This is a genomic window from Lentzea indica (genome assembly GCF_012184385.1).
GTDB lineage: Bacteria > Actinomycetota > Actinomycetes > Mycobacteriales > Pseudonocardiaceae > Lentzea > Lentzea indica.
The window spans coordinates 21,699-44,057 of sequence record NZ_VSRL01000013.1 but is presented as its reverse complement, the minus strand read 5'-3'; the positions used below and the strand labels follow the sequence as shown (position 1 = coordinate 44,057).

Genomic DNA, 22,359 nt, shown 5'->3' with positions numbered 1-22,359 from the left:
CTGATGCGGGCGCTGATCACCAATGACGACGGAATCGACTCTCCTGGTCTGGCGACCCTGGCTCTTGCCGCGGTGGAGTGCGGGCTCGATGTCATCGTCGCTGCTCCTATGACGCAGTCGAGCGGTACGAGCGCTTCGGTCGCGGCTGTCGGTGAGAACAACCGAGTGCTCAGCGAACGCCGCTCACTGCCCGGTCTCGACGCGGAGGCCTACGCGGTCGCGGCGCATCCGGGCCTGATCTCGCTGATCGCGTGCCGGGGCGGCTTCGGCGGCAAGCCCGACCTGGTGCTGTCCGGCGTGAACCTCGGCGCGAACGTTGGCCGCGCGATCCTGCATTCCGGCACCGTCGGCGCGGCGCTGACCGGGCACCTGAACGACGTCTCGTCGATGGCGGTGTCGCTCGACGCCGGATTGGACGGGCCCGAACCGTTGTGGGACAAGGCCGGCGAGGTCGTGCGCGTCGTGCTGCCACTGTTGCTGGAGGCGCCACCTGCATCGGTGCTGTCCCTGAACGTGCCGAACATCGGTGACGTGCAAGGACTTCGCTGGGCCGAGTTGGCGCGGTTCGGCTCCGTGCAGAGCCGTGTGGACGAGGTGGACGACAACGAGATCGAGCTCGTGACCGTGTACTCGGAAGAGACGCTCGTGCCGGGCACGGACGCGTCGTTGCTGGCTTCCGGTTACGCGACTCTCACGGCGTTGCACTCCGTGGGACGCGACACTAGCGCCGAGCGTCCTTTGCCGGCCTGGCCAGCGTGATCACCAGTCCGATCAGCGCAGTGCGGACCTCGAGAAAGCTTTCGGTGGTCACGTCGTTGAGCGAGAAAGCCAACGTCCCAAACGAAAGCAACAAGAGGATCCCGTACATGCGCGCCAGGTCGTGCCGCCATGCCATCGCGACGCCCAGCGCCCCGACCCCGATCTGGATCACGTGGTAGTCGGGGTCCAGTCCGAACACGTCGAACCATCCGAACGCGAGCTGCGCCAGCCCCGCTGTCAGGGTGAGAATCTGCGGCCTTGTGAACTCGAGTTCGTCGCTCAACAAGGCCATGTTCCGTCCTACCCTTCGGATCGCCGCCAGACCGCGTCGTACTTCGCTTGTCGTTCGCGGTCCTGCGTGGCGTTTCGCTCCCGGCGTCCCTGAGTCGCCGACCCTCGTGGGTACCCGTACTTGGTGAGCCGATAATCCACACTTTCCTGTGCGTAGGACAACGCGAAGTACAGTCCTACAACGAAACCGAGCCCACCGCACGCGATTGCCAACGGCCACGGCGAGCCCAGCCCGTGCACGAGTGCGACGGCGATGACCGTGACCAGCGGCGTGACCTGCACGAGGCTGCGGATCGTGAAGCGCATCAACCACTTCGGACCGGTCACGTCGTTGTGGACGTACTCCCGGTACTTCAGCGGCAGCCGCCCGCCCGCGTAGTACCAGACCTTCAGCGCCGGGTTCATCTCGTCGCCTTGGCGATCACCTTGTGCAGCACCTCGTTCAGCTGCGCGAGCTCCTCGAACGTCATGTCCAGCTGCTCCACGACCTTGAAAGGGATCTTCAGCGCTTCGGTTCGGAGTTCCTGGCCGGTCCTGGTCAGGGTGAGAGCGAGCGCGCGTTCGTCGGCCTTGTCCCTTTGCCGCTCGATGTAACCGATCGCCTCCAGCCGCTTCAGCAGCGGGCTGAGGGTGCCGGGGTCGAGCTGCAGGACGGTGCTCAGGTCCTTGACGGTGCGCGGGGACCGTTCCCAGAGGGCCAGCATCACCAGGTACTGGGGGTGGGTGAGGTTCAGCGGCTCCAGGATCGGCCGGTAGACCGCGATCACCGTCCTGCTGGCCACGGCGAGGGCGAAGCAGACCTGCCGCTCCAGCTCGAGCGGGTTCTCCGGGATACTTGGTGTACTAATCATTTGTGTACACAGTAACTCATGGGCCGCCGGAGTGTTGGCGGTGCGTTCTGGGGTAGACGACTGGCATGGCCCGCACGACCGTCGTCATCGCTTCGCGGAACCGTTCGAGCAGCCTGCTGAGAACGCTCACGCATCTCAGTGAGCTCGCGGTTCCGGTGATCCTGGTGGACAACGCCTCCACCGACGACACCGTCTTCCGCGTGCGGCGTGACTTTCCGCACGTCAAGGTGCTGGAGTCGCCGTTGAACCTGGGCGCCGTCGCCAGGAACCTCGGCGTGCGGGCGGCACGGACACCGTTCGTGGCCTTCGCGGACGACGACTCGTGGTGGGCACCCGACGCGTTCGAACGGGCCGAGCCGATCTTCGACGACCACCCGGCTCTGGCGCTGATCGCCGCGCGCACCCTCGTCGGGCCGGGGGAGAAGCCGGATCCGATCACGCCGCTGCTCCGCGACAGCCCGTTGGGCGACGGTGTCGCGGGGCCCGCGGTGCTCGGGTTCATGGCCTGCTCGGCGATCGTGCGGCGGCAGGCGTTCCTGAAGGTGGGCGGGTTCAGCCCGGTGTTGTTCTTCCGTGGCGAGGAAACATTGCTGTCGTGGGATCTCGCGGCGCAGGGGTGGTCGCTCTGCTACGTCGAGGACGTGGTGGCGCACCACCATCCGGCAACGGAGCGGGCACCGGACGGTGATCTCGTCGAGCGGCGCAACGCGGTGCTGGCCTCGTGGATGCGACGGCCGGTGCACCGAGCGCTGGCGGTGTCGCTGAAGGACCCGCGGGCGTTCAGGGCCGCCGTGCCCCGGCTGCGTCAGGCGCTCCGGCAGCGGCGTGCGCTGCCGGGGCACCTGGAGGCGCAGATCAGGAAAGTGAGCGAACGGCCGTCGCGAGCCGGGTGATGCCCTCGTCGATCTGCTCCGGGGTGACGCCCGAGAACGCGAGGCGCATGGCGTTGTCGCCGCCCTCCAGCAGGAAGTCCGAGCCCTTCACGAACTCGACGCCGTGCTCCTTGGCGACACCGAACAGCTTCTCGATCGACACGCCCGGCAGCTCGACCCACATGAAGTAGCCGCCCTGCGGCGCGGTGAAGACGGCCTCCGGCAGCTCGCGCTGGAGTGCCGCGACGAGGGCGTCCTTGCGGGCGCGCAGCGCGGTGCGGACGTTGACCACCGACTCGTCGAGGCGGCCGGAGCGGCAGTACGAGTTCACGATCGACTGCGCCACCATGTTCGGCGAGATGTACGTGGTGGTGGCGATGTCCTGGATCTTCTTGATGATCGCCTTCGGGCCGACCAGGTAGCCGCAGCGGATGCCGGGCGCCATGGTCTTCGAGAACGACGACGCGTAGACGACCTTGTCGTTCTTGTCCTGCGACAGCATCGTCGGCAGCGGCTCGCCCTCGAAGCGGACCTTGATGTACGGGTCGTCCTCGAACAGCACGAAGTCGTACTTGGCCGCGAGCTCCAGCAGACGCGCGCGCTTCGCCTCGGACAGCGTGTAGCCGGCCGGGTTGTGGAAGTTCGGGATGATGTGCGCGAGCGACGGGCGCACGCCGCTTTCGAGCAGCTTCTCCAGTGCGTCGACGTTGATGCCGTCGGTCTCCAGCTCGATGGCGTGGATCTTCGCGCCGCGCTGACGGAGGTTCAGCAGCGTGCGGTCGTAGGTCGGCGCCTCGACCACCACGTCGTCGCCCGGCTGGACGAGCAGTTCGAACAGGAACGCGTCGGCCTGCATCGAGCCGTTGGTGACGAGCACGTGCTCCGGCTCGACACCGTGCTGCTCCGCGATCCACGCGCGCAGCGGCACGTAGCCGACGCTCGTGCCGTACGCGAACGTCCCGCCGGGGTCGGTCGTGAAGGCCTGTTGCGCCGCGTCGCGCAGGCCCTCCTGGTCAATGATGTCGAGAGAGGGCGCTCCGCGCGTGAACAGGATCGAGGCCATGCGCGGAGCGTACAACTCCCACTATTTGGGCTACGGCCCATATACGTATGAGTTCAGCAGGCCGACTGCCTGAGCCGCGTTGCCCAGGTGATAAAGATCGACCGACAGGTAGTTCGGCTTCTTCCTGGCCGCCGGCTGGCAGAACTGCTGTGCCCGGTTCGCGAGCTTGCCGTTGTCCGTCGTGGCCGTGCCGGTGAACGGAACGTCCCGGAAGTGGTTCATGACGAACAACGGCTGGAAGTTGCCGGTCGCCGTGAGCGGTTTTTCATCCCATCGGCTGAAACAGGACCAGTCGGAGCTGCCGAGGCCTGACCCCATCGACCAATGGTTCTCGACCGTCCAGTCCTTTTGGTACAGCACGCCGCTGTCCTCACGGCCGTCCTTGCCGTGGTCGGTGAAGATGATCAGCCGCTTGTTCGCGTTCTGGAGCTGGCTTCGCGTCGGCCACCCGTTCTGCCGCACGCCTTCAGCCCGGTACAGGACGTCGGCCAGGCCCTGGACCTTGCGGAGCTCGGCGCGCAGGACGTCCGCCGACACGTAGTCCTCCAGGAACACCGTGATGATCTCGCTGCGGTTGGCGCGCAGGAAGTCCACGATGCGCTGGACGTCGACGTTGAGCGCCACGGGCTTGCTGACGAGCGTGCAGCTGTTGTGGCAGAGGATCGCGCCGTCCGGGGTCTGGTGGATGTCGAGCATGAAGCCGCGCACGCCGTCGTTGAGCTGCTGCACGATGCCGCGCGTCTGGTTCTTGGCGAGGTTGACGAACGGCGGTGCGAACCCGCCGTCCACCCCGTTCGCGTAAGCGTTGTGGGCGGTCAGGAACGTCATCTGGTCGAGCCGCGGGTCCTGCGGCATCGGCTCTGTCCTGCTCTGGACGGGAGTCAGGTACCAGCGGGACTCACCGCTGAGGCTGAAGAACTCCCATTGATCACCGAACTGTCGCGGCTCGTGAACCGTATCCCCCTGTGAGCACGAACCCATGGTGAGCTGGCGGGTGATGCACTGGCCGGGCGAGTCGGTGTTCTCGAACCTCCCGTCGTTCAGTCGCCACTGTTGGTGGTCTTCGTTGCCTTTGGGCCGGTGCAGCGCCAGTCCACTGCCGCTCTGGGCGACGTTGAGGCCGGTCCTGACACTGGTGACGTAGTACGTGCCCGTGGGAGCCGCGTTCGCGGTGGTGGGCACCAGGGGAAGCAGCAGCAGAGCTGCGACGGCAGGGAGGTATCGCACGGTGACCAGGGTCACCCACTTGAGTGAAACATGAAACGTCCTCAAGCGTTTGGACGTTTAACACTGTGGGTATCCCACGCTCCGTCAAGTCCACTACACGGGTAGTACAACTCCACGGCAGCCGTCGCCCAGCCGAAAGGTTAGGGCCGGTCTTGGGGCGCCGCCTTCACAAGCCGCGCAGGGTTCGACTCCCTCGGTTGCCACTCGTTTTCCGGTACGAAGAAGCCCGCCCGGCGGTGGCGCCGAGCGGGCTCCGGAAACATCAGACGGCGCGGACGGCCTGTGCCTGCGGTCCCTTCTGACCCTGGCCGATCTCGAACTCCACGCGCTGCTTCTCCTCCAGCGACTTGAAGCCGTTGCCCTCGATCTGCGAGTAGTGCACGAACACGTCCGGACCACCGCCGTCCTGCGCGATGAATCCGAAGCCCTTCTCGCCGTTGAACCACTTAACGGTGCCCTGCGCCATACCTGTTGCTCCCTAGAGTTCATGCCCCCGCCCAGCGGGGTGCGCGGGCAGTCTGCCAGTGGACGGTCTCTCTCACATCGTGGTTAGCCCGGTGGTGTGAAGAAGTAAGTTGGACCGGGTACCACCGAGAGGAGCAGGGATGACGAACTGGCTGGACGTCGCGCACGACGTGGCGGCGACGCTCAGGTCCGACGCGGCGGACAGGGACCGGGCCAACCAGCCACCTGCCAAAGAGGTGGAACTTCTCCGGCAGAGCGGCCTGCTGAACGTCGAGGAATGGGCCCTGCAGCAGAAGATCAACAGGATCGTCGGGGCGGCCGACGCCAACGCCGGACACCTCCTCGGGTACCACTACCTGCAGATCTGGCGCAGCGGGCTGTTCGACGTCCCGTTCAGCAAGGCCGAGGACCAGTTCTGGGCCGGCGTCAGCAACCCTCTCGACGCGGCTCTCGAACTCACGCCCACCGCAACGGGCTTCCTCCTCAACGGCCGCAAGACGTTCGCCACCGGCGCCTCGCAGGCCGACCGGCTCGTGGTCAGCGCCACGCGCACGGACAACGGTGAGAAGCTCACCTTCCTGCTCAACGGCAAGGCCGACGGAATCACCTACCTGGACGACTGGGACAACATCGGCCAGCGCCTCACCGCGTCCGGTGGTGTCGGTTTCGAGAACGTCGAGGTGACCGAAATCCTCGGCGTGCAGCCGGCGAACGAGGACCCGCGCATCAGCCTCGCCGCGATCGGTTTCCAGCTCGTGCTCGCCCAGCTCTACGTGGCGATCGCGGAAGGCGCGCTGCAGGAGGCCGCCGACTACACCCGCACGAAGACCCGTCCGTGGTTCGTCAGCGGGGTCGATCAGGCCACCGACGACCCGTACATCGTCGCGGCGTACGGCGAGATGGTCGCGCAGACCAGGGCCGCCGGTCTGCTCGCGGACGAGGCGGGCCGTCAGCTCTGGGAGGCGAGCGAGCTCGGCAGGCACCTCACGCCGGCCAAGCGCGGAGAGGTCGCCGTCACCATCTCCGAGTCCAAGGTCGTCAGCACCAAGCTCGTCAACGAGGTCACGAGCCGGATCTTCGAGCAGGTCGGGGCACGCGGAACGGCCGCCAAGTACGGCGTGGACCGCTTCTGGCGCAACGCCCGCACGCTGACGCTGCACGACCCGGTGGTCTACAAGGCCCGCGAGGTCGGCGAGCACTTCCTGACCGGCGCGCGTCCCGCCTACACCGGGTACAGCTGATGCAGCCGGTGCTCGCCGACTCGGTGAAGCTCACCGACGACGGCGTGCTGATCCTCGACCGCCGCCGGTTCCCGTTCGAGCGCGACTGGGTGCTGTGCCGGACGGCAGAGGACGTCGCGCAGGCCATCGAGGACATGGTCACCCAGTCCTCCGGCCCGTACTTCGCGGCGCTGTACGGCATGGTGCTCAAGGCCAGGACCCTCGAAAACGAGCCGTTCGTCCACGCCCGCGAAGAGCTCGCGAAGACCGCGAAGCATCTCGAGAACACGAGGCGCACCAACAACGCATTGCGCAAGGCGACCGCGGCCGTCCTCAAAGCGGTCGACGAAGCCCAGGACGTCACCAAGGCACTGGAAGGTGCCAGAACCGGCGACCAGGCCTATCGGGCCAAGAGCCAGGCACTCGGCGAGCACACGGCGAACCTGCTGCCCTGGGAAGCCACGGTGATGACCCACTGCTGGGCCGACCTCTACCTCACGGAAACCGTCAGGGCAGCCCAGAACCAGGGCAAGCGGCTCAGGTTCTTCTGCACCGAGACCAGGCCGTACCTGCAGGGAGCCAGGCTCACCGCCGAAACGTTGATCGAGATGGGCGTGGACACCACGCTCATCACGGACGGCATGGGCGCCGCCGTCCTCCAAAGCGGAGAGGTCGACGCATTGGTCACGGCGGCCGATCGGGTCACCATGGACGGGCACGTCGTCAACAAGGTCGGCACACTGGGGCTGGCCGTGGCCGCGCACGCGTTCGGCGTACCGTTCCACGCCCAGGTGCAGGCACCGGATCTGCACGCGCCGACGACTCAGCACGTGGAGATCGAGTATCGCGACGGCGCCGAGGTGCTGCAGGTGCTCGGCAGGCCGAGTGCCACGCCGAGGGTGAAAGGGCTGTACCCGGCGTTCGATGTGACGCCACCGCGGTTCGTCACGGACGTGGTGACGGACAGAGGGGTGTTCGACGCCGGGGAGCTGGACAAGTACTACGAGGGAGAACAGCGGTGAGCAAGTGGGTCGTGCTCGACATCGAGGGCACGCTGAGCGCGACGGACCAGGTGCTGGTCGTCCTGTACGACTACGCCAGGCCCAGGCTCGGGCCGTGGATCGAGCAGCACGGTGACGACCCCGTGGTCGCCGACGCGGTCAAGCAGATCAAGGAACTCGCGGGCCGCGACGACGTTGTCAAGGCGTTGCACGACTGGATGGACGCCGACCAGAAGGTCACGCCTCTCAAGACGTTGCAGGGACTCATCTGGCAGCAGGGTTACGCCCAGGGTGATCTGACCGCGGAGTTCTTCCCGGACGTCGTCCCCGCGCTGCGCAAGTGGCACGACGACGGCGTGAAGCTCGCGATCTTCAGCTCCGGCTCGGTCGCGGGCCAGATCGCGTTCTTCCGGCACACCACCGACGGCGACCTGACCCCGTTGCTGGAGCACCACTTCGACACGGTCAACGCTGGTCCGAAGCGCGAGGCCGCGTCGTATCACAAGATCGCGGAAACGCTGCGGTCCGACGACATCACCTTCTACAGCGACGTTCCTGCCGAGCTGCACGCCGCGCAGGAGGCGGGCTGGAAGACGGTCGGCGTTGCGCGCGCCGGTGAGCCGTACGGCAACGCCGACTTCACGCCGCACCCGACGGTCTGGGAACTCTCGTGACGGCAGAGCTCGCTCGCGAGTGCGCGCGGTACGCCGCGATGGGCTGGATGCGCGGCACGTCCGGCAACCTTTCCGTGGTCCTGCAACGTGATCCGCTGAGGCTCGCGGTCACGGTCAGCGGCGTCGACAAGGGCGAGATCACCGCTGAGGACAGCGTGGTCATCGACGTCGACGGCAACGCGGTCGACTCGCCGAAGATCCCGTCCGCCGAAGCCGCTCTGCACGCCAGGATCGCGAAGGTCGCCGAAGCGGGCGCGGTCGTGCACGTCCACGCGCTGGCCTCGGTCGTCGCAGCGGAGCACTGGCCGGACGGTGTCGTGCTCAAAGATTTGGAAATGCTCAAGGGATTTGGCCGCTACGACCACGAAGAAGTGGTGATCCCGGTCGTCAAGAACTCACAGGACATGCTGGAACTGGGCGACGCCTTCGAGAAGGGCTTCGACCCGAAGGTGCCGGCGTTGCTCGTCGCACGGCACGGCGTGTACGTGTGGGGCGACGACCTGATGCAGGCCCGGCACCGCCTGGAATGCCTGGAGTGGTTGCTGCGCTTCAAAGTGGAGACGCGAGACATCTTTACGGGGAGGCACTCATGACGCTGCTGACGGTGTGGCCGGACTCCGGCCCCGAGGAGACCCTCGTCCGCACGACCGACCCCGAGGAGATCGCCACCGCGCTCAAGGAGCACGGCGTGCGCTTCCACCGTTGGTCTGTTGTGGACGGTGTGACCGCCGAGAACGCCTTGCAGATCTACTCCAAGGACGTCGCCCGCGTCAGCGAGACGGAGGGCTACACCTACGTCGACGCGATGGAGATGACCCCGGCGGACACCGACGAGTACCGCGCGAAGGCCGTCGAGTTCCGCAACAAGTTCCTCGCCGAGCACACCCACGACGACGACGAGGACCGCTACTTCGCCCGTGGCGCAGGCGTTTTCTACCTGCACATCGGCGACAGGGTGTACGCGGTGTTCTGCGAGGCCGGCGACCTGCTGAGCGTTCCGGCGAACACCACGCACTGGTTCGACATGGGCACCACGCCGGACTACGTGTCGATCCGGTTCTTCCACGACGACGACGGCTGGATCGGAAACTTCACCGGCAGCGACATCGCGACGAAGTTCCCGACCTTCGACGAGCTGCGTTCAGGAATGTGAAAAGTTCAGCCACCTGAATCCTGTTCCGGAAACTGAACGAAGTATTGATCCCTCCACCTTCGTGCCCCCAAAGTGGTACAGACCACTTATCGAAGGTCGGAGGGATTCATCGTGGAAACCCCTGCACTCCACACTCGCCGCTCCGTGCTAGCACTGGCGCTGGCGACACCGCTGATCGTGGCACCGGCTGGAGAGGCCCTCGCCCAGCCTCCGTCAGCTCAGTGGACGTCGGCGCCGTACACCTACACCGTGCAGAAGCCGCACAACCTGGCCCTGAGCTCGCGGTACAAGTTCGAAGGCGGCGTCCACACGATGTGGGTCTACGACTACGACCAGCCGCACACCCCTGGCAGCCCAACGGATCCGCGCACCGAGATGCGCTTCCACCAGGAGTACTCCAGCGGGCAGCGCGCCTGGGAGGGCGAGATCTACGTCCCGGCCGGCGTGAGCGGCCCGACGGTCGTGCAGATCCTGCGCGGCAGCCGTCCGTCCGGCACGCGCGCCACCGACGTGATGCTCAACGTCGCGAACATCAACGGCGGCACCCTGCGCAAGGACAGCAACCAGGTCATCGCCACCGGCATCTACAACAAGTGGTTCAAGATCCGGGTCGAACACACCGCGGTCGCGGGCGGCCGGGGCACCGTCAAGACCTATTACAACGGCACCCTGAAGCTGACCCATCCCGACGAGGGCCCGGCGACGCGGTACTTCAAGAACGGCGTCTACCACCACGGCAGCGGCCGCGCGGAGGCCCGTTTCCGCAACATCACGTACTGGCGCCAGTGACCGGAATTCCGGTGCGGCCCGGCCATTGCGGAGCCCGGCCTCGGTGTGGACATTCTGGTCCAGACCACTAACCGAGGCCGGAGGCTTCCGTGACCCTGCCCCGTCGTTCCCTGTTCGCCCTGCCCGCCGTCGCCCTGCTCGCGACGCCCGCACAAGCGGCTCCCGCCTGGACCCAGACGCCGTTCACCTACAAGATCCAGAAACCGTGGAACCTGCCGGAGAGCGCTCGGTACAAGTTCGAGGGCGGTGTTCACTCGATGTGGGTCTACGACACCGACAAGCCGCACAGCGAAGGCAGCAACACGGATCCGCGCACCGAAATGCGCTGGCTGCAGGAGTACTCCGGCGGCCAGCACGCCTGGGAGGGCGAGATCTTCGTCCCGAGCGGCGTCAACGGCCCCACGGTCATGCAAATCCTGCGCGTGCGCGGCGGCGCCCCCGGCACGCCGGCGACCGACTTCATGCTCAACGCCACCAACGCCAACGGCGGCACGCTCCGGTACTACACAAGCACCGTCATCGCCCAGAACATCTACAACACCTGGGTCCGCATCCGAGTCGAGCACAGCGCCGTCGCCGGCGGCACCGGCAAGATCAAGGTCTACGCCAACGGGGTGCTCAAGGCGACCGTCAACGATCGCGGCAGGGCCACAAGGCACTTCAAGAACGGCGTCTACCACCACGGCAGCGGCCGCGCGGAGGCCAGGTTCCGCAACATCACCTACTGGCGTCAGTGATCATGGCAGAGTAGTTGGCGTGATCGACTTCTGGACTCCGGTATCCGGGTCACGAGCCGGCGAGGTCGTCGCCGACTGGGTGTGGGGCTGGGCGTTGTCCCGCGGCGCCCCAGATCCCGTCACGGAGCCCGACGGCTACCGCATCGACGTCGGGTTGCCAGAACACCGGGTGCGCTACGTCCTGCCGGACCCGAGCTCGGTCGGCCCGCGTGCCGCCGAGCTCACCGAACCCGGCACCTGGCTGAAGGTCTGCGGTTCGCCCGAGCAGGTGCGGGCCGGACTGAGCTCCAGGTGGACGATCGGTGCGCCGGAGTACCTGATGAGCACCGAGCTGGGGACGCACCCGCCCACCATCCCGCCGGATCCCTACACCTTGGAGCTGCGCAGCACCGGCGACGTGCACGACGCGGTCGTCCGCACCGCCGGCGGCGAGTGCGCGGCGAAGGGGCGGGTCGCGGTCCGCGGTGGCGCCGCTGTCATCGACATGGTGGAAACCGACCCCGCGCACCGCAGGCGCGGTCTCGGCAGCGTCGTCATGTCCGAGCTGACCCACGTCGCCTCGGTGCGCTGTGCGGTGCGCGCCGTGCTGGTCGCCACCGAAGCAGGGCTCGCGTTGTACGAGAAGCTCGGGTGGACGGTCGAGTCACCGATCACCGCCGCCCACCTGGCGGCTGCACCGACCTTAAGGTGAGTGCATGAGCTCACAGGTGGCGGTGGCATCGCTCGGCGGCACGATCACGATGACCGGTTCCGGAGCGGTGTCACCGACACTCGGCGCGAAGGACCTGGTGCAGGGTCTCGAGGTGGGCGAGATCGCCACCCTGGCCACGACCCCCGGCGCCTCGCTGACGTTCGCCACGCTGCTGGAAGCCTTCGACTGGGCAGACAAACAGGTCTCGCGCGGCGCTCACGGCGTGGTGATCATCCAGGGCACCGACACCCTCGAAGAGACCGCGTACTTCTTCGACTGCCTGTGGCAGCACGAGGAACCGCTCGTCGTCACCGGCGCGATGCGACACCCAGGACTGCCCGGCGCCGACGGCCCGGCCAACCTCGCCGCCGCCGTCTCCGTCGCCGCGGCTGCGAACTCCCGTGGCCGCGGAGCCCTGCTCGTCCTCAACGACGAGATCCACGCCGCGCGCTGGGTCCGCAAGGCGCACAGCAGCCTCATGAACGCCTTCGAGTCGTTCCCCGGCCCGATCGGACTCCAGATCGAGGGCGCACCGCAGTACTTCCACCCCGCGCACAAGCTGCCGGCGTTGCCACGCCCTCTCGACGCGCCGGCGGTTCCGCTCATCGAGGCCACTTTGGACGATGACGGCTCGATCCTCGACTGGCTCAACGTCAAGGGTGCCGTCGTCGCCGCAACGGGTGTCGGTCACGTGTCGGTGGGCATGGCCGAGGCGATCTCGCGGGCCAGATTCCCTGTCGTCGTGGCGACGCGGACCGGTGCGGGCACCACGTTCCGAAACACCTACGGCTTCACCGGATCCGAGTCGGATCTGATCAAGCGCGGCGCGGTCATGGCTGGGTGGCTGTGCCCGCGCAAGGCGCGTGTGCTGCTGAGGCTCGCCCTCGGTTCGCAAAGCCCGGTAGAGGACGTGTTCGCGACTCGTGGCGGAGTCTTCTGACAGGTCGGTGGTGGTTGCCTCGTGGTGCGAGACACGAAGAACGCGAGCGGTGACATTCTCGCGTTCTCCACCCGACGCGCCTAGATCAACTGGTCCTGACGACCGACGTGTTAGCGGTCTCCACGGTCACCCGCACGGACTGAGGAGCCAGCGACTGCAGGTACTGCGCGTGGTCCGACCCGAGCGTGTCGCTGAACGCGATGAAGGCCAGATGAGGCAGCTCGAACGCGGTGGTGGCGCAGAACTCCTCCAGCCGGTCGAACCCGCGCCGGATGCCGGTGGCGTCGAGGCCGAACACGGCGTGCCGGTCGCACTTGGCGGCACCGATGTCGAACAGGTGCAACGCGTGCATCGCGTGCGTGAACGCCATCGCGCACACCTCGATGCGTGCGCACGAAACGAGCAACGTCCGCACCATCGACGGGTGCAGCGACTTGCCGGATGTGCGCAGCACGACGTCGATTCCGGCGGCGCGGAACAGTTCGACGATCTCGAACAGGCCGGGCACGGAGAGGGGCTCCCCACCGCCCAGCGTGATGGTCTCCGGTCGCATCGAGATGAGCGCTTGAGCGATGTGCAGCATGCGGTCGTGGCTGAGCCGCGCGTGTGCGACGTCCCAGGTGATGTCCATGCGGTATGGCCCCCTTCGGCGGATGACGCCGATCGAAGCGGGGGAGGAGTCCCGCCGTCAGGTGACCGTTGTCCCGTCTTGGGAGGGACTTCCGAGTCCCGCCTCGCGGGCGCGCACGATGGCCTGCGCGCGGTCGGCGACCTGCAGCTTGGTGAAGATCGCGGACACCCGGTTGCGCACGGTTTTGCCCGACAGCGAGAGCCTGTGCGCGATCGAGGTGTTGTCGAGGCCGGACGCCATCAGCTCCAGCACGTCCCGTTCCCGGTCGGTGAGCTGCGGGAACACCACCGCCTTCGACGAGATCGCGGTGAAGTAGCCCATCATCCGTTGCGCGATGGTGGCGCTGAAGATCGCCTCACCGGCTCCGATCGCCTGCACCGCACGCACGATCTCGTCGTCATCGGTCGTCTTGACCAGATAACCCCTGGCCCCGGCCTTCATCGCCGCGAACACCAGCTCGTCGTCCTCGTGCATCGTCAGCACGAGGACGCCCAGCGACGGCAACGCGTCCAGGATCTGCTTGGCGGCCTCGACACCACCCATGACCGGCATGTGCAGGTCGAGCACCACGACGTCGGGGACGAGGTCCAGCACGACCGACACAGCCGTTAGCCCATCGGCCGCCTCGCCGACGACCTCGAGCCCGTCCTCGCCGTCCAGCAACGCCTTGAGCCCGCGCCGGAACACCGGGTGGTCGTCCGCGATCACAACCCGCGTCACTGCACCTCCAACGGGATCCGCGCCACCACCCGTGTCCCGTGTGGTTGCGCGGGTCCCACTGTGCACGATCCACCCAGCTCCGCGCAGCGTTCCCGCATCGAGTCGAGCCCGACACCGGGCTTGGCGTCGGCGGCGACGCCTCGTCCGTCGTCCACGATCTCCACGACGAGGTCGCCGTCCTGCCTGACGGTGATCACGCACGTCGACGCTCCGGAGTGGCGCGCGGTGTTGGTCAATGCCTCCGCGACGATCCGATAGGCCGCGACCTCCACGGCCGCGGACAGCCCTTCGATCTCCTCTGCCTCCACCTGAACCCGCAGGTCGCCGTTGAACCGCGCGGCCTCGTCGCGCACGGCGAGCGCCAGCCCCTGGTCGAGGATCGGCGGCCGCAGCCCGTCCACCAGCCGGCGCACCTCGCCGCCCGTCGAGTCGACGTCACCGAGCACCGGGTCCAGGACGTCGCCCAGAGTCCGCCGCAAAGCCCTGAGCTGCAACCGAATGCCGACCAACGCCGGTCCAACGCCGTCGTGCAGATCGCGCCGGAGCCGCAGCCGTTCTTCTTCACGCGCACGCACCAGCCGTTCGCGCGCGAGCTGCAGGTCGGCGGTCAGCTTGATCGACTGCGCGGCCGGCGCGGTGGAGCGGGCCAGGTCCACGAGCAGGCTCAGCTCGCGATCGCTCAACCGTTCGTCGGGAGCACGCGGCTCGACGACGAGATCGCCCACCAGAGAACCGCGGTACGTCATGGGAAAGCGCAGCTGCGGCCACCCGCGGCTGCGTCCGTGCTCGGCCAGCACCGAGCCACCGCGGATCGCCACGTACGGCAGCTTCAACGACTCCGCGACGGTCTGGGCCACGGTCGGCAGCACGTCCTGCGACCGTTCGAGCTTCTCGCTCAACGTCGACAAGGCCGCGTAGGGATCCGCCCGCACCCCGAACAGCCACCGGTCGAGCTTGCGCTGCAGCCAGCTGCGAATCGGCGCGAACACCAGTCCCGCGGCGACCACCCCGATGACCTCGGCCTCGCCCGTGAACACCTGGCCACCGGCGAGCATCACGCCCATGTAGACCAGCAGCAGCACCACGGTCAAAGAGCCGTAGAGCAACGACCGGTGAATCAGCAGGCTGATGTCGTACAGCCCGTATCGCACGATCGCGATGACAGCGGCAGCCGGAAACGCAAGCACACCAACGACCCACGCGACGTGTCCGTCCGTCGTCTCCACAACGGTCGCCACGACGGCCAACGCCAACAGCGCGACGGCCCACACGAGCAGCCGGCGTTCGTCCCCTTCAGCCCGCCGCCACCTCAGGAACAACGACACCACGGCCGCGACCACCGCGACCCCTGCCGCGAGCACGGCGATCAGCGTGATGGTCTTGGCGAGCCCGGCACCGCGGGTCTGCCAGAAGTCGGCTGGATTTCCCCAGGACGCCCAGGCGATCCCGATCGTTCCCACCACAGCGCTGAACAGCGACGCGCCGATGGCGATCCACCATCGGTTGCTCAACGGTTTGCCGTTCGGGAAAACCAGTGCCACGGCAGGCAACAACGCGTACGTGGGCCACCAGACCCACGCCTCGACCCAACGGGCGGGATGATCGGCGGGCTGGCCGGCGACCGCGACGGCGACACCCCCGAACACGCCCATGGCCAGCAGCAGCCACCCGACGGCCGACCTGCGGACGTGGCCGATCACCCGCACCCCGAGCAGGGTGCAGGCGAACGCGACCAGCCAGTTCCGCGGATGCGAAACCGCGCCGGTGGCCGCTGTGTGCGCGACGGCGAAGAGCACACACGCGGCCACCAGCGCGCCAATGACCCGAGCGAGGACGACCTCTGCCCGGGTCAGTCGTTCAGCCAGTGCCACAGGTTGTGAAACGGCGAACCGGCGTCGAGCGTGGAGACGCCTCCCGGCCAGCCCTGGAACGTCATGAGCCGGTGCCGCAACTGCTCCACGGTCATCGGCTTGGCGGGCTTGTGGGAGTGGTCGAAATCGACGTCCCCAGGCGGCGCGTTCATCGCGCGCGCCTGAAGCTCCGCGTACCACGCGAGGAGCTCTTCGTCGGACATGTGCGAAAAGTACGGCGGTACTACTTTCTGCCCGGACTTCGACATGTCTGGAAGGAGTCGTGAGCACTCGTCTGGATACACGAGTGCTCACGATCGTTCCGCTCATTTCACGGCAGGACCTGGATCTTGCGGCCCTTACCGGCTTTGAACTGGTCCAACGCCCCCGCGTAGTTGTCCAATGGCACCCGGTCACTGATGAAGATCTCGGGGTCGAGCACTCCGGTCGCGAAGAGGTCCGCCGCCCGTTCGAACGAGTGCAGCACCGCCATCGAGCCGGTGATGGTGATCTCCTGGTTGTAGATCCTGTACGGCTCGATGCTCACCCGTGCCGAGTAGTCGGAGACACCGAACTGGAGGAACGTGCCGCCCTTGGCGACCCGGCCGAGGCCGTCCTGGATGGCCTTCTCGTTGCCGGTGGCGTCGATGACGACGTCCCAGCCCTCCGGCCGGTCCAGCTCGTCCGCCGATCCCGCCACCGCCGTGACGCCGAGCTTCACCGCTGTTTCCAGCCTGTCCGCGTTCAGGTCGACGACCTCGATCGACGACGCGCCGGTGAGCTTGCCGAGCTGCAACATCATCAGGCCCATGGTGCCCGAGCCGTAGATCAGCACCCGTGACGCCATCTGGGAGCGCAGCACGTCGTAGCCGCGCACCGCGCACGACAGCGGTTCGATCAACGCCGCGTCCTCGGTCCGCACGTGGTCGGGCAACCGGACGCAGTTGGCCACGGGAGCCACCGCGAACTCGGCAGCGCCGCCGGAGGTCGTGACGCCGATGGCGGCCCAGCGCTCGCACAGGTTGTTCCGGCCGGCCCGGCAGTACCGGCACTCGTGGCAGTACAACGACGGGTCCACCGCCACCCGGTCACCGACGCGCAACTCGTTGACCTGGGAACCGATCTCCACGATCGTGCCGGCGAACTCGTGGCCAGGCACGACCGGCAGGGTCGGAGCGAACTCGCCCTGCAGGATGTGCAGATCCGTTCCGCACAACCCGCAGGCCGCCACGTCCACGACGACCTCACGCGGTCCACAGGACGGATCGTCCACAGTGGTCACTTCGACGGACCCGACGCCGGTGATCACTGCTGCTTTCACTTGACTGCTCCCAACGACAGGCCCTGGACCAGCTTGTCCTGGGCGGCGAACCCGGCGATCAGCACCGGCAGAGAGACCACGACCGCCGCGGCGCAGACCTTGGCCAGGAACAGGCCCTGCGACGTGACGAACCCGGTCAGGTACACGGGAGCCGTGCCGGCGACGACGCCGGTCAGCACCCGCGCGAACAGCAGCTCGTTCCAGCTGAAGATGAAGCAGATCAACGCGGTCGCGGCGATACCGGGCATCGCGATGGGTGCCACCACCCTGCGCAGGATCGTGATCAGCCCGGCACCGTCGATCGCAGCGGCCTCGAGGATCTCGCGCGGCACCTCGGACAGGAACGACCGCATGAGCCACACCGCGATCGGCAGGTTCATCGAGCAGTACAGCAACGTCAGGAACGAGATGTTGTCGAGCATCCCGGCGAACTGCGCGATCAGGTAGATCGGCAGAAGCGCCGCGACGACCGGCATCATCTTGGTGGACAGGAAGAAGAACAGGACATCGGTCCACTTCTCCACCGGCTTGATCGACAACGCGTACGCGGCGGGAATCGCCAGCAGCAGCACGATGATCGTCGATCCGATCGAGGCGGAGAACGAGTTGATCAATGGTGGCCACGCACCGCTGTTGAAGAACTCCGTGTAGCCGTCCAAGGTCAGCGGCGCCGCGAGGGACGGCGGGTTCGTGGCCGCGTCCGACTCGCTGTGCAGCGAGGTCAGGAACATCCAGGCCACCGGCGCGAAGAACACGATGCCGGCGAACCAGGCGAGCACACCCCAAATCCGGCTCATCGTGCCTCCTCCTTGAACAGCGAGGACACCACGCGCAGCGCGAAGGTCGCGATGAGGATCGACCCGGCGACCACGATCACACCGGCCGCGGACGCCTCGCCGTACTCGTGGGCCTGGTAGAAGGTCTGGTAGATCATGTACGGCAGGTTCGCCGTGCCCAGACCACCGGACGTGATCGTGAAGACCGCGTCGAAGTTCTGCACGATGTAGATGGAGCCGAGCAGCCCGCCGAGCTCCAGGTACTGCCGCAGGTGCGGGAACGTCAGGTACCGGAAGATCTGGAACGGCGAGGCCCCGTCGATCCTGGCGGCCTCAACGGGTTCGATCGGCTTGCTCTGCAACCCCGCCAGCAGGATCAGCATCATGAACGGCGTCCACTGCCACACCAGCGACGCCACCACGGCGGTCATCGGCATGGTGCTGATCCAGTCCGGCTGGGCGTCGAAGCCCAGCCAGTTCAGGATGCCGTTGAACAGGCCGTACTCCGGGTTGTAGAGCACGTGCTTCCAGATCAGCGCCGCCGCGACGGGCACGACCAGGAACGGCGCGATCAGCATCGTCCTGACGAAACCGCGACCCTTGAACTTCTTGTCCAGCAACAGAGCCAGACCGAGTCCGAGCACAAGACTGATCAGCACCACCGACGCCGTCAGCACGATCGTGTTGACGACAGAGGACCGCAGGTCGGGGTCGGTGAACACGTTGACGTAGTTGTCGAACCCGGCGAACCCGCGACCTGCCGGGTCGAGCGAGTTCCACTTCATGAACGAGATGACCAGCGTCGCCACGAACGGCAGCTGCGTCACGATGATCAGGAAGATGAGCGCGGGCAGCAACGGCGCCCGCCTCGCCCACTTCGGGTATTTGTTGCGGGGGGCGGGAGGCGGCCGGTCCACGACCGACCGCTCCCGCGTCAGGACCGCCATCTCACTGCCCCTTGTACTTCGCTGCGACCTTCTCGGCCAGTTGCTGCGAGTTGTTCAGCGCGTCGTCCACCGAGGTGGCGCCCGCGATGGCCGAGCTGATCTGCTGCGACACCTGGGTTCCGAGGTCGGTGAACTCGGGGATGCCGACGAACTGGATGCCCGGCGCCGGCCGCGGCTGCACGCCGGGGTCGAGCGGCTTCGCGCCCTTGATCGCGGCCTCCGCCTGCGCGGAGAACGAGCCGGAGGACTGCTTGTACTCGGCGCGCTGGTAGGTCGACGAACGCTTGCCGTCCGGCACCTTCGACCAGCCGAGGTTCTTGCCGACCAGTTCCTCGTAACCCTTGCCGGACGCCCACGAGATGAACTTCCAGGCCTGTTCCTGCTTCTTCGACGCCTTCTGGATGCCGAACGCCCAGGTGTAGAGCCAGCCGGAGGTGTCGGTCTTCACGACCGGTGCCTGCGCGAAGCCGAGCTTGCCCTTGATCGGCGAGTCGTCGGCCTCCAGCAGACCGGCGGCGACCGTGGCGTCGTACCACATCGCGACCTTGCCCTGCGTCATGTTGTTGAGGCACTCGGCGAACCCGGCCTGCGGGGCGCCCGCCTCGCCGTAGTTGCGGACGAGGTCGACGTAGAACTTGGTGGCCTCCTTGAACTCCGGCGCGTTGAGCTGCGCCTGCCAGTCCTTGGTGAACCACGTGCCGCCGAAGGTGTTCACGACCGTCGTCAGCGGCGCCATCACCTGGCCCCAGCCGGGCTGGCCGCGCAGGCAGATGCCGCGGACCTCCGGCGTGGCGACCTTCTGCGCAGCCTCCGCGACCTGCTGCCACGTCGGCTTCTCCGGCATCGTGATGCCCTTGGCCTCGAAGAGGTCCTTGCGGTACATGAGGAACGACGACTCGCCGTAGAACGGCTGCGCGTACACCTTGCCGTCCGCCGCGGTCAGCGACTGCTTGATCGGCGGGAGGATGTCGGCCTGGTCGAACGCGCTGTCCTTGGACACGAAGTCGTCCATCGGTGCGAGCCAGCCGTTCTTGGCGTACATCGGCGTCTCGTAGTTGGAGATCGTCGCGACGTCGTACTGCCCTGCCTGGCTGGAGAAGTCCTGGCTGATCTTGTCGCGGACGTCGTTCTCGGGCAGCACGGTGAAGTTCACCTTGATGCCGGTGTCCTTGGTGAAGTTGTCGGCGGTGAGCTTCTGGAGGTCCTGCATCTGCGGGTTGTTCACCATCAGCACGTTCACCGAGTCGGAGCCACCCCCGCCACCTCCAGCGCCGGAGCAGGCGGAGGCCAGGAGCAACACAGCGGTGGCGGCACCGAGTGTGCGGATCGACGACATCGTCGTTTCCTTTCCGGGGGATTTTCGGGCGCGCTGAAGACAGGTGACGTACCGCGTCCGAAAGTGGGGGAGATCAGGCTCGGATGACCTTGGGACCGAGGAGGGTGTAGCGGTGGGCCTCGTGTGCGGACAAGCCGGAGTCGGTGACGATCGCTTCAAGGTCGGCGACCTCGGCGAACCGGTGGAAGCTGGACACGCCGAACTTCGTGTGCACCCCGACGAAGATCTTCCGCCGGGACGCGCTGAGCGCCTTGGCCTTCACCGCGCCGACCGCGGGGTCGGGTGTGGTCAGGCCGTGCTCGCGGGAAATGCCGTTGGCACCGATGTAGGCGAGGTCGATGACCATCTCGCCGAGCATCCTGGTGGTCCAGTGGTCCACTGTGGCCAGTGTGTGCCCGCGCACCCGGCCGCCCAGCAGCAGGACGGTGCACGACGGGTGCTCGGACATCGCCGCCGCGGTCGGCAGCGACGCGGTGATGATCGTGAGCGGGTTGGACGTGGGCAACGCCTCGGCGACGAGCTGCGGGGTGTAGCCCTCGTCGATGAACACGGTCTCGGCGTCGTCGATCCGTTCGGCGGCGGCCTTCGCGATGCGCCGTTTCTCCGGCACGTGCGACCCGGCGCGGAACCGGAGCCCGGTCTCGAAGCCGGCGCTCTCCACCGGGACCCCGCCGCCGTGCGTGCGGCGCACCAGGCCGTGCTCGTCGAGCACGCGCAGGTCGCGCCTGACCGTTTCGGGTGCGACGCGCAGTTCCTGCGCCATCTCCACCACGTCGACGCGGCCGTCGGCGCGGGCCCTGGCCAGGATGCGCCGTTTGCGTTCCTCGGCTCGCATGACACCTGCCCATTCGGCTCTTGGGTTGCCCGTTCGGGCTGTGCATAGATGAAACACCCTCGAAACATTGTGGCCGGTGCCACAACTGAGTGAAATCCTGCCCGATTTTTGCCCGGCTCGCCGTGTGTGACGCACCTTTCACGCAGGTCGACCAGACTGGGCACGCCCGAACCGCCCCGCCGATGTGCCCGGATGGCCTCCAGGCGCCTGCTGAATTCGGTGGAACCGGACGGGACGGGACGAAGTCGAACAGGGGCGAAGAGGGGGCAAGACGCATGAAGTGGGTCGCGGGTCTGTTCGCTCTGGCGATCTTGGGATGTGGCGCGTTGCTGGGGATGACCGGTTTCTCGGCGTACGAGCCGACGGCGGCGACCACGGCCGTCGCGGACCGGGGCGTCGCGCGCGTCGCCGGCTGCACGAGCAGGGGACCTGTCAGCAGGCACGGCTTCGGCACCTGGTGGATCTGCCAGGCCGACGTGGAGTGGGAGAGCGGGACGCGGACGCGAGTGACGGCCGAACCGGGCCAGCTCACCCCGGCCGACAAGGAAGTGCCGGTGGTGCAACGGGGCGAGAGCAAGGTCCGCAACGGTTCTGGCAACCCGCCGGTGTATCGAGCCGATTTCGAACCGAGCGTGGTACTGGGCCTCGGCTCGCTGCTCGGGGGCGTGGGAATCGGTGGAATCGGGGCGCTGGCCGTTCTCGGCACCGTGGCTTCCCGTCGCAAGAAAGCACAGGAGAGGGAGTAGATGAATCCGGCAGCGGCTGATCCCGACGCGATGATGCGTCAGTGGAACGAGCAGATCCAGGCCAAGCTCAAGCAGGCCGACGAGATGAAGCAGGTCGCGAACGCGGTCAAGGTGACCCAGCGTTCTTCTGACGGCTCGGTGTCCGTCACGGTCGACCAGAACGGTGTCGTCTCGGCACTGGACCTGACCGACGCGGCGTTGCGCAAGCAGCCCGCGCAGCTGTCCGCCGAGATCCTCGGCGCGATGCGCACCGCCCAGGCGCAGATCGCGGCCAAGATGCAGGAGGTCATGACGCCGATCCTCGGCGGCGACTCCGCGACCATGGACGCGCTGATGGGCGGCTACCACGAGCGCTTCCCGGAGCCCGAGCCGGAGGATCCCGCTCCTCGCAGGCCTTCCGGTCCTTCCGATGACGACGACTTCGGCGGGCACAACTTCGCCCGCGACGACAAGGGCTGGTGATC

General features: G+C 67.1%; 28 protein-coding genes. 13 read left to right on the top strand and 15 right to left on the bottom strand.

The window, feature by feature from the left end:
* Positions 1-3: 3 nt before the first annotated feature.
* On the top strand, positions 4-759 hold the full coding sequence (gene surE / locus FXN61_RS06005; protein ID WP_167971018.1) for a 5'/3'-nucleotidase SurE: 756 nt from the start codon (positions 4-6) through the stop codon (positions 757-759).
* Here surE and FXN61_RS06000 read toward each other — a convergent pair.
* The 3 genes from FXN61_RS06000 to FXN61_RS05990 are packed head-to-tail and all read right to left on the bottom strand — an operon-like array spanning position 722 to position 1,901.
* On the bottom strand, positions 722-1,042 hold the full coding sequence (locus FXN61_RS06000) for a hypothetical protein (protein WP_167971016.1): 321 nt from the start codon (positions 1,040-1,042) through the stop codon (positions 722-724). The two genes, surE and FXN61_RS06000, sit on opposite strands and share 38 nt — an antisense overlap.
* A gap of 17 nt (positions 1,043-1,059) precedes the next feature.
* A complete protein-coding gene (locus FXN61_RS05995) occupies positions 1,060-1,455 on the bottom strand; it encodes a DUF5313 family protein (RefSeq protein ID WP_167971014.1) in 396 nt (131 codons plus the stop codon).
* Positions 1,452-1,901 carry a MarR family winged helix-turn-helix transcriptional regulator gene (locus FXN61_RS05990; protein ID WP_167971011.1) on the bottom strand — a complete coding sequence of 150 codons (450 nt, stop codon included), beginning with the start codon at positions 1,899-1,901 and terminating at the stop codon, positions 1,452-1,454. The genes FXN61_RS05995 and FXN61_RS05990 overlap by 4 nt, the downstream gene beginning before the upstream one ends.
* Before the next feature lie 65 nt (positions 1,902-1,966).
* On the opposite strand from FXN61_RS05990, the gene FXN61_RS05985 reads away from it, so the two are divergent.
* Complete coding sequence (locus FXN61_RS05985; protein WP_167971009.1) at positions 1,967-2,794, top strand: glycosyltransferase family 2 protein; 828 nt, start codon at positions 1,967-1,969, stop codon at positions 2,792-2,794.
* Here the strand turns inward: FXN61_RS05985 and FXN61_RS05980 are convergent.
* The 3 genes from FXN61_RS05980 to FXN61_RS05970 all read right to left on the bottom strand — a co-directional run bounded on the left by FXN61_RS05980 (position 2,757) and on the right by FXN61_RS05970 (position 5,529).
* Positions 2,757-3,836, bottom strand: a complete 1,080-nt coding sequence (locus FXN61_RS05980; RefSeq protein WP_223165323.1) for an aminotransferase-like domain-containing protein — start codon at positions 3,834-3,836, stop codon at positions 2,757-2,759. The genes FXN61_RS05985 and FXN61_RS05980 overlap by 38 nt on opposite strands.
* A 30-nt stretch (positions 3,837-3,866) precedes the next feature.
* On the bottom strand, positions 3,867-5,063 hold the full coding sequence (locus FXN61_RS05975; protein WP_167970996.1) for a PI-PLC domain-containing protein: 1,197 nt from the start codon (positions 5,061-5,063) through the stop codon (positions 3,867-3,869).
* Between the two features lie 262 nt (positions 5,064-5,325).
* Complete coding sequence (locus FXN61_RS05970) at positions 5,326-5,529, bottom strand: cold-shock protein (RefSeq protein WP_167970994.1); 204 nt, start codon at positions 5,527-5,529, stop codon at positions 5,326-5,328.
* Positions 5,530-5,668: 139 nt separating this feature from the next.
* Here FXN61_RS05970 and FXN61_RS05965 point away from each other — a divergent pair, with 139 nt between their 5' ends.
* From FXN61_RS05965 to FXN61_RS05925, 9 genes are all read left to right on the top strand, one after another.
* Positions 5,669-6,769, top strand: coding sequence for an acyl-CoA dehydrogenase family protein (locus FXN61_RS05965; protein WP_167970992.1), 1,101 nt, complete (start codon positions 5,669-5,671; stop codon positions 6,767-6,769).
* Positions 6,769-7,770: a s-methyl-5-thioribose-1-phosphate isomerase gene (locus FXN61_RS05960; protein WP_167970990.1), complete on the top strand. Its 1,002-nt coding sequence runs from the start codon at positions 6,769-6,771 to the stop codon at positions 7,768-7,770. The genes FXN61_RS05965 and FXN61_RS05960 overlap by 1 nt, the downstream gene beginning before the upstream one ends.
* A complete protein-coding gene (gene mtnC, locus FXN61_RS05955; protein ID WP_167970988.1) occupies positions 7,767-8,423 on the top strand; it encodes an acireductone synthase in 657 nt (218 codons plus the stop codon). The genes FXN61_RS05960 and mtnC overlap by 4 nt, the downstream gene beginning before the upstream one ends.
* Positions 8,420-9,016, top strand: coding sequence for a methylthioribulose 1-phosphate dehydratase (gene mtnB, locus FXN61_RS05950; protein WP_312877566.1), 597 nt, complete (start codon positions 8,420-8,422; stop codon positions 9,014-9,016). The genes mtnC and mtnB overlap by 4 nt, the downstream gene beginning before the upstream one ends.
* Positions 9,013-9,576: a 1,2-dihydroxy-3-keto-5-methylthiopentene dioxygenase gene (locus FXN61_RS05945; protein ID WP_167970986.1), complete on the top strand. Its 564-nt coding sequence runs from the start codon at positions 9,013-9,015 to the stop codon at positions 9,574-9,576. Before mtnB ends, FXN61_RS05945 begins: the two co-directional genes overlap by 4 nt.
* Before the next feature lie 111 nt (positions 9,577-9,687).
* Positions 9,688-10,365 carry a polysaccharide lyase family 7 protein gene (locus FXN61_RS05940; protein ID WP_167970984.1) on the top strand — a complete coding sequence of 226 codons (678 nt, stop codon included), beginning with the start codon at positions 9,688-9,690 and terminating at the stop codon, positions 10,363-10,365.
* A gap of 89 nt (positions 10,366-10,454) precedes the next feature.
* Entirely contained in the window at positions 10,455-11,102 is a 648-nt protein-coding gene (locus FXN61_RS05935; RefSeq protein WP_167970982.1) for a polysaccharide lyase family 7 protein, read from the top strand.
* A 19-nt stretch (positions 11,103-11,121) separates the two neighbouring features.
* Entirely contained in the window at positions 11,122-11,793 is a 672-nt protein-coding gene (locus tag FXN61_RS05930; RefSeq protein ID WP_167970980.1) for a GNAT family N-acetyltransferase, read from the top strand.
* Between the two features lie 4 nt (positions 11,794-11,797).
* A complete protein-coding gene (locus FXN61_RS05925) occupies positions 11,798-12,733 on the top strand; it encodes an asparaginase (RefSeq protein ID WP_167970978.1) in 936 nt (311 codons plus the stop codon).
* Positions 12,734-12,818: 85 nt separating this feature from the next.
* Here FXN61_RS05925 and FXN61_RS05920 read toward each other — a convergent pair whose 3' ends face one another.
* From FXN61_RS05920 to FXN61_RS05880, 9 genes are all read right to left on the bottom strand, one after another.
* The gene (locus FXN61_RS05920; RefSeq protein WP_167970975.1) at positions 12,819-13,364 is read right to left on the bottom strand and encodes a radical SAM family protein; all 546 of its coding nucleotides are present in this window, start codon (positions 13,362-13,364) and stop codon (positions 12,819-12,821) included.
* A gap of 57 nt (positions 13,365-13,421) precedes the next feature.
* Entirely contained in the window at positions 13,422-14,084 is a 663-nt protein-coding gene (locus FXN61_RS05915) for a response regulator transcription factor (protein WP_167970973.1), read from the bottom strand.
* The gene (locus tag FXN61_RS55100; protein ID WP_167970971.1) at positions 14,081-15,892 is read right to left on the bottom strand and encodes a sensor histidine kinase; all 1,812 of its coding nucleotides are present in this window, start codon (positions 15,890-15,892) and stop codon (positions 14,081-14,083) included. The genes FXN61_RS05915 and FXN61_RS55100 overlap by 4 nt, the downstream gene beginning before the upstream one ends.
* Before the next feature lie 41 nt (positions 15,893-15,933).
* Positions 15,934-16,158, bottom strand: coding sequence for a hypothetical protein (locus tag FXN61_RS05905; RefSeq protein WP_167970969.1), 225 nt, complete (start codon positions 16,156-16,158; stop codon positions 15,934-15,936).
* A 107-nt stretch (positions 16,159-16,265) separates the two neighbouring features.
* Positions 16,266-17,255, bottom strand: a complete 990-nt coding sequence (locus FXN61_RS05900) for a zinc-dependent alcohol dehydrogenase family protein (RefSeq protein WP_167970967.1) — start codon at positions 17,253-17,255, stop codon at positions 16,266-16,268.
* Positions 17,252-18,052: a carbohydrate ABC transporter permease gene (locus FXN61_RS05895; RefSeq protein WP_167970965.1), complete on the bottom strand. Its 801-nt coding sequence runs from the start codon at positions 18,050-18,052 to the stop codon at positions 17,252-17,254. Before FXN61_RS05895 ends, FXN61_RS05900 begins: the two co-directional genes overlap by 4 nt.
* A complete protein-coding gene (locus tag FXN61_RS05890) occupies positions 18,049-18,978 on the bottom strand; it encodes a carbohydrate ABC transporter permease (RefSeq protein WP_167970963.1) in 930 nt (309 codons plus the stop codon). Before FXN61_RS05890 ends, FXN61_RS05895 begins: the two co-directional genes overlap by 4 nt.
* A gap of 1 nt (position 18,979) precedes the next feature.
* Entirely contained in the window at positions 18,980-20,314 is a 1,335-nt protein-coding gene (locus FXN61_RS05885; RefSeq protein ID WP_167970961.1) for an ABC transporter substrate-binding protein, read from the bottom strand.
* A gap of 73 nt (positions 20,315-20,387) precedes the next feature.
* Positions 20,388-21,149, bottom strand: a complete 762-nt coding sequence (locus tag FXN61_RS05880; protein WP_167970958.1) for a DeoR/GlpR family DNA-binding transcription regulator — start codon at positions 21,147-21,149, stop codon at positions 20,388-20,390.
* A gap of 275 nt (positions 21,150-21,424) precedes the next feature.
* Here FXN61_RS05880 and FXN61_RS05875 point away from each other — a divergent pair, with 275 nt between their 5' ends.
* Together FXN61_RS05875 and FXN61_RS05870 are read left to right on the top strand one after the other, a co-directional pair.
* Positions 21,425-21,895 (top strand): DUF6346 domain-containing protein, encoded by a 471-nt coding sequence (locus tag FXN61_RS05875; protein WP_167970956.1) that lies wholly within the window; start codon positions 21,425-21,427, stop codon positions 21,893-21,895.
* Entirely contained in the window at positions 21,896-22,357 is a 462-nt protein-coding gene (locus FXN61_RS05870) for a YbaB/EbfC family nucleoid-associated protein (RefSeq protein ID WP_167970954.1), read from the top strand. It begins immediately after the preceding gene.
* Positions 22,358-22,359: the final 2 nt, after the last annotated feature.